At 33.7% G+C, this 17,718-nt stretch carries 18 protein-coding genes; 4 read left to right on the top strand and 14 right to left on the bottom strand.

Translation table 11 applies throughout. The features are described 5' to 3' along the window. Positions 1–226: 226 nt before the first annotated feature. From VB798_RS12955 to VB798_RS12945, 3 genes are all read right to left on the bottom strand, one after another. The gene (locus VB798_RS12955) at positions 227–1,564 is read right to left on the bottom strand and encodes an ammonium transporter (RefSeq protein WP_323258939.1); all 1,338 of its coding nucleotides are present in this window, start codon (positions 1,562–1,564) and stop codon (positions 227–229) included. A gap of 97 nt (positions 1,565–1,661) precedes the next feature. Next, positions 1,662–2,789 (bottom strand): porin, encoded by a 1,128-nt coding sequence (locus tag VB798_RS12950; protein ID WP_323258937.1) that lies wholly within the window; start codon positions 2,787–2,789, stop codon positions 1,662–1,664. Between the two features lie 329 nt (positions 2,790–3,118). Further along, complete coding sequence (locus tag VB798_RS12945; RefSeq protein WP_184137806.1) at positions 3,119–3,466, bottom strand: 4Fe-4S dicluster domain-containing protein; 348 nt, start codon at positions 3,464–3,466, stop codon at positions 3,119–3,121. A gap of 190 nt (positions 3,467–3,656) precedes the next feature. Here VB798_RS12945 and VB798_RS12940 point away from each other — a divergent pair, with 190 nt between their 5' ends. After that, positions 3,657–4,679, top strand: a complete 1,023-nt coding sequence (locus VB798_RS12940; protein ID WP_323258935.1) for an acyl-CoA reductase — start codon at positions 3,657–3,659, stop codon at positions 4,677–4,679. A gap of 47 nt (positions 4,680–4,726) precedes the next feature. On the opposite strand, the gene VB798_RS12935 is transcribed toward VB798_RS12940, so the two are convergent. Genes VB798_RS12935 through trpS form a run of 3 tightly spaced genes read right to left on the bottom strand, consistent with a single transcriptional unit; the run spans position 4,727 to position 6,695 of the window. Beyond that, positions 4,727–5,158: a DUF2147 domain-containing protein gene (locus VB798_RS12935; RefSeq protein WP_323258934.1), complete on the bottom strand. Its 432-nt coding sequence runs from the start codon at positions 5,156–5,158 to the stop codon at positions 4,727–4,729. After that, complete coding sequence (locus VB798_RS12930; protein WP_323258932.1) at positions 5,145–5,705, bottom strand: phosphatase PAP2 family protein; 561 nt, start codon at positions 5,703–5,705, stop codon at positions 5,145–5,147. Before VB798_RS12930 ends, VB798_RS12935 begins: the two co-directional genes overlap by 14 nt. An 18-nt stretch (positions 5,706–5,723) precedes the next feature. Beyond that, the gene (gene trpS, locus VB798_RS12925; protein WP_323258930.1) at positions 5,724–6,695 is read right to left on the bottom strand and encodes a tryptophan--tRNA ligase; all 972 of its coding nucleotides are present in this window, start codon (positions 6,693–6,695) and stop codon (positions 5,724–5,726) included. A gap of 171 nt (positions 6,696–6,866) precedes the next feature. Between trpS and VB798_RS12920 the strand changes: the two genes are divergently transcribed. Continuing rightward, entirely contained in the window at positions 6,867–7,550 is a 684-nt protein-coding gene (locus VB798_RS12920; RefSeq protein WP_323258928.1) for a DUF2461 domain-containing protein, read from the top strand. A gap of 1 nt (position 7,551) precedes the next feature. On the opposite strand, the gene VB798_RS12915 is transcribed toward VB798_RS12920, so the two are convergent. The 6 genes from VB798_RS12915 to VB798_RS12890 all read right to left on the bottom strand — a co-directional run bounded on the left by VB798_RS12915 (position 7,552) and on the right by VB798_RS12890 (position 13,864). Continuing rightward, complete coding sequence (locus VB798_RS12915; protein ID WP_323258926.1) at positions 7,552–8,712, bottom strand: endonuclease/exonuclease/phosphatase family protein; 1,161 nt, start codon at positions 8,710–8,712, stop codon at positions 7,552–7,554. A gap of 122 nt (positions 8,713–8,834) precedes the next feature. Continuing rightward, positions 8,835–9,776, bottom strand: a complete 942-nt coding sequence (locus VB798_RS12910) for a hypothetical protein (protein WP_323258924.1) — start codon at positions 9,774–9,776, stop codon at positions 8,835–8,837. A 99-nt stretch (positions 9,777–9,875) separates the two neighbouring features. Further along, positions 9,876–11,255 (bottom strand): sensor histidine kinase, encoded by a 1,380-nt coding sequence (locus VB798_RS12905; protein WP_323258922.1) that lies wholly within the window; start codon positions 11,253–11,255, stop codon positions 9,876–9,878. Then, the gene (locus VB798_RS12900; RefSeq protein ID WP_323258920.1) at positions 11,255–11,935 is read right to left on the bottom strand and encodes a response regulator; all 681 of its coding nucleotides are present in this window, start codon (positions 11,933–11,935) and stop codon (positions 11,255–11,257) included. Before VB798_RS12900 ends, VB798_RS12905 begins: the two co-directional genes overlap by 1 nt. A 131-nt stretch (positions 11,936–12,066) precedes the next feature. After that, on the bottom strand, positions 12,067–12,822 hold the full coding sequence (locus VB798_RS12895; protein WP_323258918.1) for an alpha/beta fold hydrolase: 756 nt from the start codon (positions 12,820–12,822) through the stop codon (positions 12,067–12,069). A gap of 55 nt (positions 12,823–12,877) precedes the next feature. Continuing rightward, positions 12,878–13,864, bottom strand: a complete 987-nt coding sequence (locus VB798_RS12890; RefSeq protein ID WP_323258916.1) for a cation diffusion facilitator family transporter — start codon at positions 13,862–13,864, stop codon at positions 12,878–12,880. 73 nt (positions 13,865–13,937) lie between these two features. Here VB798_RS12890 and VB798_RS12885 point away from each other — a divergent pair, with 73 nt between their 5' ends. Both VB798_RS12885 and VB798_RS12880 read left to right on the top strand, forming a co-directional pair. Continuing rightward, positions 13,938–14,486: an NUDIX hydrolase gene (locus tag VB798_RS12885; RefSeq protein ID WP_323258914.1), complete on the top strand. Its 549-nt coding sequence runs from the start codon at positions 13,938–13,940 to the stop codon at positions 14,484–14,486. Positions 14,487–14,490: 4 nt separating this feature from the next. Next, on the top strand, positions 14,491–15,102 hold the full coding sequence (locus tag VB798_RS12880) for a LysE family translocator (protein WP_323258912.1): 612 nt from the start codon (positions 14,491–14,493) through the stop codon (positions 15,100–15,102). A gap of 96 nt (positions 15,103–15,198) precedes the next feature. Here the strand turns inward: VB798_RS12880 and VB798_RS12875 are convergent, their stop codons facing one another. Together VB798_RS12875 and surE are read right to left on the bottom strand one after the other, a co-directional pair. Next, positions 15,199–16,737: a GH3 family domain-containing protein gene (locus tag VB798_RS12875; protein ID WP_323258910.1), complete on the bottom strand. Its 1,539-nt coding sequence runs from the start codon at positions 16,735–16,737 to the stop codon at positions 15,199–15,201. A 37-nt stretch (positions 16,738–16,774) separates the two neighbouring features. Then, on the bottom strand, positions 16,775–17,542 hold the full coding sequence (surE, locus tag VB798_RS12870; protein WP_323258908.1) for a 5'/3'-nucleotidase SurE: 768 nt from the start codon (positions 17,540–17,542) through the stop codon (positions 16,775–16,777). Positions 17,543–17,718 lie beyond the last annotated feature (176 nt).

Here is a 17,718-nt window from a genome sequence, read left to right as displayed (position 1 = left end):
AGGGCTTTCTTATAACAAAACAAAACCACAAGAAACCAAACTTGTGGTTCACAAAGATATTGAATATTTCTTACAAAAGCCGTTAGCGAATTGTTGCTAATAAAAAATTGGGATAAGAAATAATATGGTACCCTATAAAATATAAAAAGTTGCCCGCCATAAGCAGACAACTTTCCTTCTGAAACAAAACCACAAGAACCATTACTTGTGGTAAAGTTTTAATATTTTATGCTTCAGCAATGAATTCATCGTGTTGAGAAATATCTAAACCAACTCTTTCTTCTTCTTCAGTTACACGTAATGGAATAATTTTATCTGTAATGAATAATAAGAAATATGAAAGACCAAATGCGAAAGCTGAAACAACTACAAGAGCTACTAAGTGCTTGATAAATAAAGCAGGGTCTCCAGTAATAAACAAACCTTGTTCAGTATCAACTACAGCTCCGTTAACAGCTTTAGAAGCAAACAAACCTGTCATTACCATACCTACCATACCACCTACACCATGGCAAGGGAATACATCTAGAGTATCATCTAATTTAGAGTTTGCTCTCCAGTGTGCTGCAATGTTTGAAATAATCGCTGCAATAGTACCGATAGTAATAGCTGCTGTTACAGAAACAAAACCAGAAGCAGGAGTAATAGCTACTAAACCTACAACCGCACCAATGCTGAAACCTAAAGCAGATACTTTACGACCACGAGTTACATCAAATAAAATCCAAGAAAGACCTGCAGAAGCTGCCGCTACGTGAGTAGTTGCGAAAGCTGATACTGCTAATGGACTAGCACCTACTGCTGAACCAGCATTGAAACCAAACCAACCGAACCAAAGTAAACCAGTACCTAATAATACGTAAGGAATATTTGCTGGAGGAAGAATGTTCGCTTCAACATGTGATTTACGACGTTTCAAGTATAATGCACCAGCTAAAGCAGCCCAACCAGCACTCATGTGTACAACAGTACCACCAGCGAAGTCAAGAACACCATATTTGAACAACCAACCTTCTGGATGCCAAGTCCAGTGTGCTAATGGAGCATAAACTACTACACAGAAAAGCACCATAAACAATACAAATGCACGGAAGTTAATACGTTCTGCTAAAGCACCAGAAATAAGCGCTGGTGTAATTACAGCGAATTTCATTTGGAAAAATGCAAACAATGCAAATGGAATTGTAGCTGCTAATGGCCAAGGCTTACCATCAAATACTCCTTGGAACATGAAGAAAGTAGTTGGGTTACCAACAAAACCACCGATAGTATCACCGAAAGCTAAACTGAAACCAAATACTACCCAGATTACAGTAATAACACCCATTGCAATGAAAGATTGCAACATCGTTGAAATTACGTTTTTGTGGTTAACCATACCTCCGTAGAAGTAAGCCAAACCTGGTGTCATTAATAATACTAAACCAGAAGATACTAGCATCCAAGCAGTATCACCTGTATCAATGCCTTCTGTTACTGCAGCACCCGGAGCAGGAACAAAAGCCGCTGCAATAGCGATAATAAGCAAAATAAGAATTGGAATAAATGTTGGTTTTTGTGTCATTGTGATTAGTGTTTTAGGGGTTTATTATGGAATTGTTTACAGAAACTAAACTACTCATAATCAGCTACGATATAGCTGACTATGAGTAAAATTATCATTAAAACTTATAAATCATTGCCCAAGTAAAGGTAGATTGAGATTTAGTATCTTTACCATCACCATCTACGAAGAAGTTTTTGTCGAAAGAATCAACTCTGAATTCTGGTTTCAATAACAAATGTCCGTCAGCTACAGTGAAAGATGGAGTGATAGTGAATGAATTTACTGTTACACCTGTTTTAGAACCATCTGTATTTGTTATTACAAGACCAGTAACAGCATTTGTGTTAGAGAAAGATTCATATCTAGCACCTAAGCTGAATGTACTTGTAAAATCATATTTTGGATATACTGCAAATCCTCCCCAAGTTTTGCCATCACCAGCAGCGTAGTTTTGCTTACCAGTTGCTGCGTTTAAACCTAATAAGAATTTCTCAGTTACTTGATAAGTAGTTGACAAATCTAACAAATTGTATGTTCCAGCATCTGTAGTACCAGTAGTTGCATCTTTAGTATTACGGTTTGCAGTGATTCCGTTTACATATACGTTCCATCCACTAACAGGTTGAACAAATACTTGAGCAATTAAACCTGGTTTCTCGTTGTTGCTGTAAAGTTGGTCAACACCATTTACAATACCGCCCATTAAAGCAAATTTATCAGATACTGCGTAAGCTGCCTTAACACCAACATGGTAGAATGGACCATTGTTGAACAAGTTTGAAAGTGAGTAGTGATAGTTTACTGGAGCATCAATTACTTCATAACCGATGTGTGTACCAAACTGACCAGCAGTCAATGTTAATTTATCTGTAGCCTTCCAGTTGAAATAAGCTTGTTTGATAACTAAAGAAGAACCATTTCCTAATGGACCCAATGCGTTACCGTAGTTACCTAAGTCAGCGTTTGGACCGAATGCCAAGTCAACAACTACATCAGACTTAGCTGTTGCATATCCAATTTTAGTTTGAACAAGACCCAATGAAAATCCAGTTTTTTGATCAAATGCTCTAGCTGTTCCAGATGCACCTGTGTTTTTCATATCTCTAGGGTTATTGAAGTTTGCTAAGTAGTAAGAATCAATGTACCCAGAGAAAGTAAACTTACCTTTGTCTTCCTCCTTATCTTGAGAAAATGCAGGAACTGCTAAAAACAAAGAAAATAACGTGATTAAGGTTTTTTTCATAATAATCTTTGGTTGAATGTTTAAATATTAATGCTTGATTACATTGCAAATATTATAGGTAATATTTACTATTCCAAATTTTATGTGCAAATTTTTAACCTATTTTGGGCTTTTTTTCAAAAAATAGTACAAAACAGGCATAATTTAAACCATATATCTCAAAATAAAGTCAATATTTTTAATCAACAAGTTCATTTTTAACATATTCTGAAATATCGACCAAAAACCAAATATTCTTAAAGTAAAATATCCAGAAAAAATATAATTTTTCCAATAAAAAAGCCCTGACTTATTACTAAATCAGGGCTTTGAAATGATTGAAAAATTAACTATTCAGCGTGTAACCATGCCTTTTTCGCATAAAGTGTTTCTTCGTCTTCTTCATGGTCTGGATCAGGAACGCAACAATCTACTGGACAAACAGCAGCACATTGAGGCTCTTCATGGAAGCCCATACATTCAGTACATTTATCTGAAACGATGTAATAAAATTCATCTGAAATGGGTGTCATTGGGTCTTTCCCTCCAATAACAGAACCGTCTTCTAACTCAACGTCCACTAATTTGGTTCCTCCAGCCCAAGTCCATTCAACACCACCTTCATAAATTGCTGTATTAGGGCATTCTGGCTCGCAAGCACCGCAATTGATGCATTCTTCGGTTATGATAATTGCCATAAAAACTTCTTTTTAATTGTATATGCTTTCTTAAAATTGATTTAATACCTCTGTTAGAATCCAAAACATTGAATTTCCTTAAATCATTCACAAAATTAACAGTTAAACCTTGAATAGCCTATAAAGTTTAAAGACTATTGAAAAAAAATATTTCAAAGGATTTCTGTAAATTTGTAAAAAATTACAAAAAATGGATTTACAAGCAAGAATTGACGCATTCGTAAACTTAGGAGATTTTCTAAAAAACGAAGACAATCAATCAGTAATTGAGGAATGGGCAGATAGGGCTTCGCATCAAAACAATTGGTTTACACTAGAAAATACCAGAAAATCTATTCAATCAATTGCTGATTTTTATTTGGATAGGAATTTGTTGGAAAGTTGGGCAGGTTTATACGAAATCCCAGACAGACCACAAATTATTAAAAGCATTGGAGTAATAATGGCTGGAAACATTCCAGCAGTCGGATTTCATGATTTGTTGACCGTGGTTATTTCAGGACATGAATGTGTGGCTAAAGTAAGTTCGCAGGATTCTGTTTTAATGTTGGCTTTGATTGAAAAATTATTGGAAACTAATCCAGCTTTAGGAATTAGAATTAGCGAGAAAATGAACGAAGTCGATGCTTTAATTGCTACAGGTTCTGATAATTCAGCTCGTTATTTTGAATATTACTTCAGGAATAAGCCACATATCATCAGACAAAATAGAAGTTCTGTAGCCATATTAAATAGTAATGAAACGGAAGATGATTTTTTAAATCTTGGTAAAGACATTACTGACTATTATGGTTTAGGTTGTAGAAACATTTCTAAATTTTACGTACCGCAAGATTACGATTTCGTAAATTTCTATGATAGTATTGAATCGCTTGGTGATATTTTCTATCATAATAAGTACAAAAATAATTACGACTATAATAAATCTATTTATTTGGTCAACCAAGTGCATCATTACGATAATGGCTTTTTGATTTTAACAGAAAATGATTCTTTGGTCTCTCCTATTTCTGTTATTTTTTATGAAGTGTATCAAAACAAGGAAGATTTATCACAAAAAATCAGCGCAAATACAGATAAAATTCAATGTATTGTTTCAAAAGAAGCTTGGTTTGAAGGAAGTATTCCTTTCGGAGAAACGCAAAAACCCAAACTTTGGGATTATGCAGATGGTGTAGATACGATGTTGTTCTTATTATCGTTAAATAATTAAATAAAAAGAGTACTCATTTCAAAATCAATGAGTACTCTTTTTTATTTTTACTCTGCTCTTATTAGTGTTACAGTTTTTCCAAAAATTGGATTCCCCAGAAATCCTCTAACATCTAAAGTATTTTTATTTTTCAGTGATAGTTTTCCAGAAACAGTTCTTCCAGTTCTCACATCGTAAATTTCTCCCTTCGTCCAGCTGTTATTTCCTTCAAAAACAAATCTGTTAAAAATTGACAAGCCTAAAACTGCTCTTGAACGAAGTTTTTCTTCTGGATTTTTTCCATCTACAATTGCTTTCCCATTGATAAGAGGAGATTTCAGCCATACAATTTTTCCAAAATACTGATTATCGTGTTTGAAAATTTGAATTTTAGATGCTTTATCCTGCGTAAACCACATTCCTACTATTTCTTCTGAACCGTCATTACTTTTAAAGGAACACAACAAAAAAAGTAAAGGCAATAATTTATGAAACTTCATGAACATTTTTAGATAAATAGAATTGGTAAATTTTAAAAGAAATAAATGCCGACAAAACGCCTACTCCAGCACCAGCTAATACATCAAGCGGATAATGAACACCAACATAAATACGACTATACGAAACAATTATTGCCCATACAAAAAGATATTTAACCCAAGTATATTCTTTGCCAACTAATAATAAAAGGCTCATTGCCAAAGTAAAAGAATTGGCAGCGTGTGATGAACAAAAGCCAAATTGTCCACCACAATTGCCAACAACATGTACTAAATGTTGAATGGCTGGTTCATGACAAGGACGAAGTCTTTCGACAAATGGTTTAAAAAACGATGAACAAATCTGGTCTGCCAACGCTACGCTTACAATAATAGTAAGTAACATGGACAAAGATTGCTTTTTATATCGCCAAATAATTAGACCAATGATTGCTAAATAAAGCGGAATCCAAGAGTTTCGTCCTGAAATCCAAGCCATTATTGGGTCGAAGGTATTGTTATGCAATGAATTAAGCCATAAAAATACTTCTGTGTCAAGTTGATTCATCAGAATTATTTTATGCCTTTAAAAATTCATTTTTTCACGAACTCTTTCCATTGTTGCTTTAGCAATTATTGCAGCTTTGGCTTCTCCTTCTTGCAATTTTTGTTCTAGCTCATTCGTATTGTTCATATAATAATTAAACAATTCTCTTTCCTTCGCAAATTCACGTACTAATACTTGATGCAAAGCTTGTTTTGCATGTCCATAACCGTAACCTCCTGCTAAGTAATTTGCTTTCATTTCTTCAATTTCATCGTTAGTTGCTACTAAAGAATAAAGTTTGAAAACATTATCTGTTTCAGGATTTTTAGGTTCTTCCAACGGAGTAGCATCAGTAACAATCTTCTTCACAGATTTCAACAATTCTTTTTCATATAAGAAAATATCAATGTAATTCCCATAAGATTTTGACATTTTTTGTCCATCAGTTCCTGGAATCACCATCACTGTTTCGTCAATTTTTGCTTCAGGAATTACCAGTGTATTTTCGCCGTATTGGTTATTGAAAGCCCCGCCCAAATCTCTTGTCATTTCAAGATGTTGACGTTGGTCACGACCCACTGGAACCAAATGAGCATCATAAAGCATTATATCAGCAGCTTGTAAAACTGGATAAGTAAATAAACCAGCATTTACATTGGCTAATTTTTCAGATTTTTCTTTGAAACTATGTCCATTTGCCAACATCGGAAATGGCGTAAAACAGCTTAAATACCACATTAACTCTGTGTGATAACCTGCTAATTTTGATTGACGATAGAAAAAATTCTTATCGGCATCAAAACCGCAAGCTAACCAAGCTGCAGCAATAGCATAAGTATTTTCACGAAGTTGCTTGCCATCTTTTAATGAAGTAAGCGTATGCAAATCAGCAATGAACAAAAAAGATTCATTGGCTGGATTTTTTGATAATTCGATGGCTGGACGAATGGCACCCAGAACATTCCCTAAATGTGGTCTGCCTGATGCTTGTATGCCTGTTAGAATTCGCATTTTAAAAAGGGTATAATCGTAAACTGTTTTGTGTAATTATTGTTATTATTCTACAAAATTGATTAAAATCCATGAATCCATCAAATCAAGCTTACTCGATTTAACGGAAATCATGAATTAAGTATTTTTATTTGTACAAATTATCATTTCAACGTTTTAAAATTCTAAACAATGTCTGTTCCTTCTTCCACTTTCAATTACCTGAATCAACTTAAAGAAAACAATACTCGTGAATGGTTTCATGCCAACAAAAAAACTTACGATGGCGTAAAAGCTAATTTTGAAGTTACTATTAAAGAATTGATTGGCTCAATCGCCGCTTTTGAAGACATGACTGGCGTTGAAGTAAAAGACTGCAATTACAGAATAGCAAGAGATGTTCGTTTTACTAAAGACAAAGCGCCTTATAAAACGTGGTTGTCTGCTAGTTTTTCGGCAGGTGGAAGAAAATCTGGCAGAATGGATTATTATCTTCATATTGAAGACAATAAGTCTTTTCTTGGCGGTGGAATGTACTCGCCAACCCCAGAACAATTAGCAAAACTCCGACAAGAAATTGATTATAATGCGCAGGAATTAAAGTCCATTATTTATAATCCTGAATTTGTAAAAGTATTTGGAGAAGCAGAAGGAGAATCGGTAAAATCTGCGCCAAAAGGTTATTCAAAAGAGCATCCAGAAATTGAATTACTTCGAAAAAAGCAATTATTCTTTTGGCATCAATTTTCAAATGAAGAAGTAAGTGCTGATAATTTTGTTCAAAAAGTCACTGAAGCATGTTTTACCTTAAAACCTTACTTAGACTTTTTGAACTATGTTTTCTTTGATGACCAAGAACCTGAAATAAAGTTATAGTTTATAGAATTGTGGCTAACACATTATTTGAAACTTTATTCGGTTTCTTTAATACGTATTCTGCCATCACAGGGAAATGGTCTGACATATTAATATCCGACATCGTATAACAAGATTTCACTTGCCATTCTGAACTAAAGAATTGTTGGTCTATTCTTACACAATATGGTTGTCTGTTAAGCGTAAAGCCCAGACCTTTTCCTACTTCTTCAAAGGCATTTTTGAAACTTAAACTTAATTTTCCATAAGCATATCCAAAAGGTGTTTCATTGAAATCTCCACAAATAATTACTGGATATTTACTTCCCGAAACATACGACTCTATTTCTTTCAATTGTTCATTGCGATATTCAAAACCTTCTTTCATTTTCTGGAAAGTGTCCACAATTTCAAAAGCAAATTGTTTGAATTCTCCATTTTTCAAAGCATCGATACTTTGGTTAATCCTCACTCCCATAGACCATAAATGGGCGTTTACGACTCTTACCGTATCATTTCCATAAGCGATATCAGCACAAATAAATCCATTGATTTTAGGTCCATAAGCTTTATCCCAAATTTTGCTGTACTGATTAACAATTGGATATTGTGAAAATAAAGCCAAACCTACAGAACGGCATTCTTCAAATTCAGTCAATTTTTCAATTTTATTTTTGAATTGAATCTCGACATTCTGATTAGGAGAATACTCTTGAAAACAAGCAATATCAGATTTTAAAACTGCCCATTTATCTTTACTTTCATCATTTTCAGCAAAACATTCACCATTAAAACTCAATACTTTTAGCGTATTTAAAGAAGTAAGTTGTTCGGCGTTTTGATTAATCCCAACAAAACGTTTAATAATTGGAAAAGCCATCAGCACCCAAATAAAACCAATTGTTGCCACTACTTTCTGATTTTTATACAACAAATAGCTACTTCCGCCTAAACCAAAAACAATAGCCAAGGGTAAACTCATCATGATAAAGCCAGCTGCCCAATGGTCGAAAATGGGATAATGACAAAATGCCATTGTAGTGAACAAGTACAGTAATGATGTGTAAGCAATTGGAAATTCGCTGAATTTCTGATAAGTAATTCGTAACCAATCAATAATTATTGAAAATATTAAACTTGGCAACACGAAAAGTATTTGGAAGAATCTGATGTATAATATCATGGTATTAGTGGGTTTTGGGTGTGTTCTTGAAAAATGTGTCGAACAACGAATAACTATACTCTTATTAAAAACAAAGACGATGTTTGTTCAACATCGTCTTTTAGTTTTACTCATTCCATTGATTACTTTACTTGAAATGAACCATTTCCGATTTTGAACCCTTCAGAATATAGCTCAATGCTATACTTACCTGATTGATAAGGAGCGCTTTTTCCGTAAATGATGTCCACTTTTTGGTCATTGTTTTCAAATGGAACACTTTGTTTGAAGCTGTACCCTATCTCTTTTCCATCATTGCTAACCGTGCCTGCAGAACCGTCTTCACTAACAACAGCTCCGTTTTGGTCAAGAATTCTAACAAAAATCTCTTTGTTATTTTTCTCAGCCACAGGATTTGAAGGCATGATAAATGAAATCTTTAATTTATTGATTTTCGATGCTTTGTATAAACCACCCTCACGAACTTTACCATTTGATGCTAAAGCTGCAACTTGAACGTTGATTGCTTTCATAGCACTTGCTAAAGTTACTTTACGTTTCAAGTCATCATTTTGTGAAGTATATTCAGAAACTGTTTGAACCAAATTAGCTTTTTCAGTTTTTAAACCAGTATTTTCAGTTACTACTTGTTGTTTTTCCTCTTCAAGTGTTTTTGTACGAGCTAACAAAGTACCATTCTCTTCTTGTAATTTGCGAATGTCTTCGTCTTTTACAACTAAGAAGTTTTCGTACTCCTTAATTTTAGCGTCATATTTCTGAACAGAAAAGTTAAAATCAGATTTTAATTTCTTTTTATCGCTTTCTAATTGAGCTTTTACGTTTTCTAATTCTGTAACATTTCCACCTAGTTTTTGAATTTCAGCAATCTTTTCATTCAAAACGATAGAAATAGAATCTAGCTTAATTTGAGTACTTGATAACTGTTCAACTTTTGAAGTAATTGATTGTTGAAGCTCAAAAGTTTCATTTCTTGCTCCCATAAATAAGTAACTCAATAAAGCTACAACTCCGATTAAAACACCGATGGCAATTTTAAATACACCTTGATTGTTGTTTGATTCCATGATTGTTTCTGATTTAAGTAATTGTTGTTGTTTTGATGATACAAACTAACTACCCTTAACTTAAACAAGAATTAAACTCACCTTAAATTTACCTTAAAATTATTCAGTGACTTTTGGGAACCATAAAGTGAAGACCGTTCCGTTTTCATCAGAAATTACTTCTACTTCTCCTTTGTGGAGACGAGTAACCTGTGAAACAATTGCCAAACCAACGCCGTGACCTTTAGTAGCTTGCGCTGTAGCATTACTCCGATAGAATGGATGGAAAATAAAAGGCAAATCTGCCGCAGGAATGATAGGACCTTTATTCATAAAAGAGATTTTAATGCCGCTCTCATTTGCCAAAAAATTAACGACTACAGTATTATCGTCAGAAAATTTACAAGCATTATCCATTAAATTTATCAGAACAACCTTTAATGAAGCTTCATTTCCTTGAAGTATTAAAGCTTCTTCATCATCTGGAAAGTCTAAGAAATTAATTTGAACGTTGTAATCTTCATGCCATTTTTGAAGCTGTCCTTTGGTTTCCCAAAGTAATTCATCAATTCTGATAGGTGTTTTTTGAACACTTTCAGAACTGACAATCGTATTGGCTAAATTCAAAAGCGTATTCGTCAGTTGAATCAAAGTTGTAGTATCTTCTTTTAAAGAGTTTAAACTTTGTTCATATACTTCTGGACTACGCTTTTGCATCAAAGCAATATCAATTTGAGAATAGATTTTTGTGAGCGGATTCTTCAATTCATGCGAAACATTGGCAATAAACATTTTTTGCATCACCAAAGCATCTTCAATTCTATCCAATAATTGATTAAAAGTAGCGACCAATAAACCGATTTCGTCAGAACGGTTTGGATGTTCTACTCTTTTGGCAACATATTCTGGAAAAATTCCATTTACTTGTTTAATAATGCCAGACATCGGAGCGAGTGCCCTTCCTGCAAAAAACCAACCCGATAAACCTAACAATAAAATACCCGCCAAAATCATGATTAAAAGTATTCTCCTTAAATCATCAAGTGCTTCTGTTCCATTTTTGTCAATCGCACTGACGATTACCCAATTATCAGCACTTCCTTTTTTAAGATGAATTCCTAATACTTTATAATCGCCAATTTCAGTGAAAGTAGTTATTTGGTCAGATTTCATCAAAGGCAAAAGCTGTTGATGTGAAAACATTTTACCATTATTAGAAGAAAAAATAATGGTTTTAGCATTTTCATCATACACAGAAATACTTTCATCAATCAATAATTCTTTATCCGAAATATTGACCAATTTTAATACCGTAGAGTCAGTTGCTTGTAAATCAAAAAGTAAAGTAGTGGTAGTAATAGCACGGTCTTGAAGACGTTTGAAGAAACGTTTTTCAAGATAAAGTTTACTAAAAAAATAAACTCCTATCGAAAAAAGTAGCAAAATAGCAGTTACCAATGCCATGAATTGGTAAGTAAGTCTTGAGCGAATATTAATCATCAATTTGGCATTTTCAGTACGTAACCCATTCCAATTTGCGTATGTAATAGTTTGGTATCGAAATCTTTATCAATTTTTTTACGGACAAAATTCACATATACTTCTATGACATTCGTTCCTGTATCAAAAGTTACGTCCCAGATTTTTTCAGCTAATTCGGCTTTAGAAATTACTCTTCCCTGATGTCTGATAAAGTATTCTAATAATGAAAATTCTTTGGCAGTTAATATGATTTCTTTGCCTGCTCTCGAAACACTTTTGGTATCTAAATCCATTTCTAAGTCAGCAATTTTCAACACATTTGCTGTTTGAATTGCCCCAATACTTCTACGAGTAAGGGCACGAATTCTTGCCATTAACTCTTTAAATTCAAAAGGTTTTACGAGATAATCATCCGCTCCGCTGTCTAATCCAATAATTTTATCGTCGGTTGTGCCAAGTGCTGTAAGCAGAAGAATTGGGAAAGAAATGCCGTTTGCTCGTAGCTTTTTACAAAGCTCCAAGCCATTGATACCCGGCAAGATTATATCAGAAATGATTAAATTATAATGATTGCGTGAAGCCAATTGAAAACCCATCAATCCATCATAGGCAACATCTACTTCACATTGCTGTTCTTCAAGCCCTTGTTTGATGAGCTGCACCGTCTTTATTTCGTCCTCTATTACTAATATTCTCATACGATGTTATTTTGCTTTAATCAAAATTAAGGAATATTAAGCAGAAAGAACTACTCTAAAAACGGTAAAGAGTGGATTTTAAGGGAATTTTAATGTTTAATGAAGATTTATCAAATAGAAGAATTCGCCATTTATTTAATTTCCAGCAAAATAGATTTTACAATATCAAACCTTTCTATCGTTAATAAATGTCCATTTTCTGGCAAATAAATTAACCGCCTCGGAGCATTTTTTAAAGCATCAGATACAAATTGTCCATTGGTTGTTTCAATAACCCAGTCTTTTCCGCCTTGTAAAATGGTTACAGGACAAGTAATTTTCTCCCAAGATGGCAACAATTTCTCTAATTCAGCTACGTGGCTAAATTTTTCGCTACTGGCAGTATTAATATATTGGGGTAAAAATAGCCTTGAAAACTTGGTATTAACAGGCTTAGAAAACCACCAAAACTTTTCAGTGGATGGGTCACAAGCGGGAGAAACTACGATTAATTCTTTTATTAGTTTAGGGTAATCGGCTGCCATTCTTGCCGCAATTCCTGCGCCATACGAACGCCCAAACAATACTACTTTCGTTGGATTTTTATGTTTGATGATTTCATACAATATTTTGGCTTGCTCTTCAATAGAAGTAACCGTTTTGCCTGATTTGTTATAACCAGCACGGTCGGGAACAACAATTTGATATTTTTTCAGCAACAAACTATCCGATAAAAATTCTTTATAACCAAACCAAGCACCGGGTGCGCCATGAATCAAAAAAAGCATCGGTTTGGTGCTATCACCAGCAGAAGCGTAAAAATATTTTTTTCCTGCAAAATTTAAGTATGAAAATTGAGGTTTGGGCGGATGTTCAATATAATACTTATCGACAGCCTTATCATTCATTTTGAAACCTTTCAAACATGAAAAACAACTTAACAATAAGATAGATATACAGAATTTATGAAATGTCTTCAAGAAAATGTTTCTGATTTAATGATAAATTTATTTTGTTCCACTCTATTGTTTTGGTTTGTGGAAACTGTCTGATGGCACAATCTTGAATTTTACAATGATGACAACATTCTGGCAAACAAGGGTCTGCATGAATGAAAAACTCAACATTTGAATCAAATTCTTTTCCTAAAATCTCTTCAAATTCATGCACAGTATCATGTACTCTATCTAAAACCCAATAATTAGGAAGCGTAAGATGGCAATCAATATGCAAATCAGCACCATATTGTTGTATTCTAAGGTTGTGAACATCAATCCATTCAGCTTTTTGATTATTTTTTAGGATTTCAACCATGCTGTGAAGTGTACTATCATTCGTTTCGTCCATTAAACCACCGATAGATTTCCTCATGATTTTAATGCCACTGATTCCCATAAAAATGGCAAAAATAATCGAAGCAACACCATCAATCCATAAAGCACCCGTCAGAATAATTAAGCCAATAGCAACAATTAAAATAATTCCACTCAAAGCATCTAACTTCAAGTGTTTTCCATCGGCAATCAATGTCGGAGAATTTTGTTTTTCTCCTTCTTTTTCTATCACATATCCTAAATAAAAGTTAATAATTGCCCCAGCTGAAATGATGACAATACCTATATTAAGGTCGTTCAAAGGCAAAGGATTGACAAAACCTTGTACCGAGTGAAAAATGATAAAAATACTTGCCAAAGTAATCAGTACGCCTTCTAATCCAGCTGAAAAAAACTCAATTTTTCCATGACCATAAGGATGATTCAAGTCTTTCGGTAACGATGCTAAAAAAACAGCATAAAAAGCAAAACCACTGGCTACTACATTAATAATTGATTCTAAGGCATCCGTTAAAATAGCACTAGAATATGTTAAGTAATAAGCAATAAATTTTACAATCATCAATATTGTACTAACTACAAATGATGTAAGGATTAATCTATATTTAGTGGACATTATTCAAATATTTAAGCACAAAGGTACGAAATTCAAATTTTAATTTTAGAACTTACTATTATACCTTTGCAAAATGACAAATTTTGAAAATCCTTGGAAGACGGTTTCGTCTCGTGAAGTATATGATAATCCGTGGGTAAATATTCGCCACGAAGAGGTAATAAAACCTAACGGCGAAGCAGGTATTTACGGTGTAGCTCATTTTAAAACAAGAGCTGCTGCAATTTTACCGCTCGACGAAAACAATAACACTTGGCTAGTTGGTCAATACAGATATACATTGAACGAATACTCTTGGGAAATTCCTATGGGTGGAGGTTCTTTTGAGGAAGATATTCAAGAATCGGCTCGCCGTGAATTGAAAGAAGAAACAGGAATAGAAGCTAAAAAATGGACTGATTTAGGAAGACTTCATACTTCAAATTCTGTAACTGACGAAGTTGGCTTTATGTTTTTGGCAGAAGATTTAACTTTTGGCGAATCAGAACCAGACGACACCGAAATTTTAGTGTTAAAAAAAGTAAGTTTAGAAGAAGCAGTTAGAATGGTAATGGATTCTGAAATCACAGACTCATTAAGTATTGCGACAATTCTGAAAGTGGCACGTTTGAAAGGAGTCTAATTTTATGATAAATGCAGTTGTTTTTGGTTTCCTTTATGGATTCCTGTTATGCTTTACTTTTGGTCCGGCTTTTTTCAGGTTAATACAGACAAGTATTGACAATGGTTTTAAAAGAGGTGTTTTGATTGCTGGAGGAGTAACAGTAGCCGATGCCATTTTGATGTTTTGTGCAGTATTTGGAACAAGTTTCTTACCAAAACTTCAATATTTTAATCTCGGTATTGCCTTAGTTGGTGCATCTATTTTGTTTATTTTAGGTTTCAATAGCTTATTCAAACAGCAAACGCAATTGGTATATCCTAAATCAAAATTGGGTTCGTTTCTATATTATTTTACTTCGGGTATCCTTTTAAATTTACTAAATCCTTCCAATTATATTGCTGTTTTTGCCACTTCTACCTATCTCAGTAACGTAGAAGGCTTTTCAATCAATGAAACCATCGTTTTTTTTATAGCAAGTTTATTTGCCACGATGTTAGCGGAATCGCTTATCGCATTCTATGCACAAAAAATGAAGAGAATTTTAACTGCCAACATCTTAAAAAGAATCAATCAAGTTGCAGGCATTATCTTTATTATTTCTGGAATTCTGATACTTTGGAAACAGTTTTGGTAGGAATTCAGCAGAAAAATTGGTTAATGATATTTTTTACTTACTGATTTTCGCAGATATAATTGTCTGCGAAAATTAGCAAGTAAAACCTTCAAACTATTACTTAATATACGCTTCCCATTCAGCGATTAATTCTTTCTTTTTCAATACTCTTGGGAATTTATGTTGCCCACCAGTTTTACCTTTTGATTCCATAAAATCATAAAATGTTTTTACTGGTAAAACCGTAATTTCTAATCCTTTTAAGGCATGTTTTCTTTCTACAGGATAATCATCATTGATTTTACAAAGTGTTTCATCAATGAATTTTAGTAAGTCCTGAGCATCAACTTTATCGTCTGTACCAACATACCAATGATGACCGAAAGTTTCTTCTAATCTTTTACCAACAACGGTAAATTCTCTGACGTCAATATTGAAATTTTTACAAGCCAATTCAATGGCTTTATTCATATTATCTACCGAAAGGTGTTCTCCACAAAGACTTAAAAAGTGCTTTGTTCTTCCAGTAATGATAATTTCTGCATTTTTCTTATTGGTAAATTTAATGGTATCACCAATCAAATAACGCCAAGCACCCGAAACTGTAGAAATCAACAAAGCATATTCTTTGCCTTCTTCTACTTCATCAATCATCAATGTTTCTGGATATTGAACCATACTTCCATCTTCATCGAAATTGCGATCATTAAATGGAATAAATTCAAAGAAAATTCCATTATTTAACACCAATTGCATATCACTATTCGGATGCGTTTGATATGCCAAAAATCCTTCGGAAGCCAAATATGTTTCAATATAAGTAATCGGGCGACCCAATAATTTTTCAAATCCTTTTTTATAAGGTTCAAAACTTACGCCACCGTGACAGTAAATTTCTAAATTTGGCCAGATTTCATGAATGTTTTTTACATTATATTCTTTAATGATTTTTTCCATCAAAATCTGAATCCATGCGGGTACTCCTACGATAAAACCAATATCCCAATCTTTAGCTTTCTTCGTGATTTTATCTAGTTTTTCACTCCAATCAGCCGTTTCTGCAATTGTTTTGCCCGGTTTATAGAATCGTTCAAACCAAAAAGGGATTTTCCCTGCGGTTATACCGCTTAAATCTCCTTCAAAATAATCGCCTTTGTCTTGCAGTTTTGTACTTCCTCCTAACATCAAATAGCCTTTTTCGTACAATTGAGAAGGCAAATTTTTATAAGTTGCCAATGCTAAAATCTGACGAATAGAAGTTCTATGAATGGCTTTTACCATATCTTTCGTCACAGGAATATGCTTTGAAGAAGCTTCGGAAGTACCAGAACTTAAAGCAAAATACTTTACGTTCCCAACCCAAGAAACGTTCTTTTCGCCTGCTAAAGTTTTATGCCACCATTCCGCAAACATTTTATTGTAATCGTAAACAGGGACAAGTTTTTTATATTTTGTATAGAATTCTTTATCGTCTGAAAACAAAGCAGCATTCATGATTTCCTCAAAATGATACTTTTCTCCGAACTGAGTAAAACGTCCTTTGTTCAATAATTTCACAAGTGTTTTACGCTGAAGTTTCGCTAAATTAGATTTTGGGCGTTTCATCAAACTCGTTAACCCAATACCTCTTTTTAAAATATTTCCGACTATTGCCATTGTTCAGGAATTAATTGCTACAAATTTAAAATTGTTGTTAAAACCATTCTTTAATGGTGTCAAGTGCTTGATAATCTGTCAAATCAAATTTTGCGGGAACAATCGACACATAGTTTTCTGCCAAAGCATCTTCGTCATTTCCACCTGCTGTATCGTCATTTTGAAGGAATCCGTCCATCCAATAATATTTTTTGCCATAAGGGTCTTGTCTTTCTTGGAAAGTCTCACGATACAAAGCATCCGTTTGACGACAAATTTTAATTCCTTTGATGGCTTCTTCTGATTTTTTCGGGAAATTCACATTCAAAGCAATGCCTTTCGGTAAACCATTTTGAAGTACTTTCTTGGCAATCTGAACGATGTATTCTTCTGTATGAGAGAAATCTGCATCCGCACCAAAATCACATAATGAAAAACCAATAGCTGGAATTCCTTCAATTGCCGCTTCAATCGCCGCCGACATTGTTCCACTATAAATTACTGAAATTGAAGAATTTGAACCATGATTAATGCCAGAAACAACTAAATCTATCTTTCTACCTTTCAACAAAAAGTGTTTCCCAAATTTGATACAATCAGCAGGAGTACCACTGCATTGATAAGCTTCTACATTTGGTAAAAAATCTTTTACTGGATTCACTCTGAGCGGTCTGTCTAACGTAATGGCGTGCCCCATGCCAGATTGGTGGCTATCGGGTGCTACTACGACAACCTCCCCGATTTTCGACATAATTTCTGCTAATGTTTTTATCCCTTTCGCCGCTATTGAATCATCATTAGCAATCAATATGAGTGGTTTTTGCATTGTTTATAAACAGTATTTTTAATTTCTATACTTGCTGAATCAAATTTAAATTTTGACTTTCTAACATTCTAATTATTATCATTAAATATCCAATAATAATACTAAAATATCTTTACTTTTGAATCTCAAATCAAATATAGGTAGTTTTGTTGTGGTGACGAAATTACAATAATCAT

Origin of the sequence: Arcicella lustrica (assembly GCF_034930985.1) — a bacterium.
Lineage (GTDB): Bacteria > Bacteroidota > Bacteroidia > Cytophagales > Spirosomataceae > Arcicella > Arcicella lustrica.
Note: the sequence above shows the minus strand (reverse complement) of the source record. Positions and strands in the feature narration are given on the sequence as shown.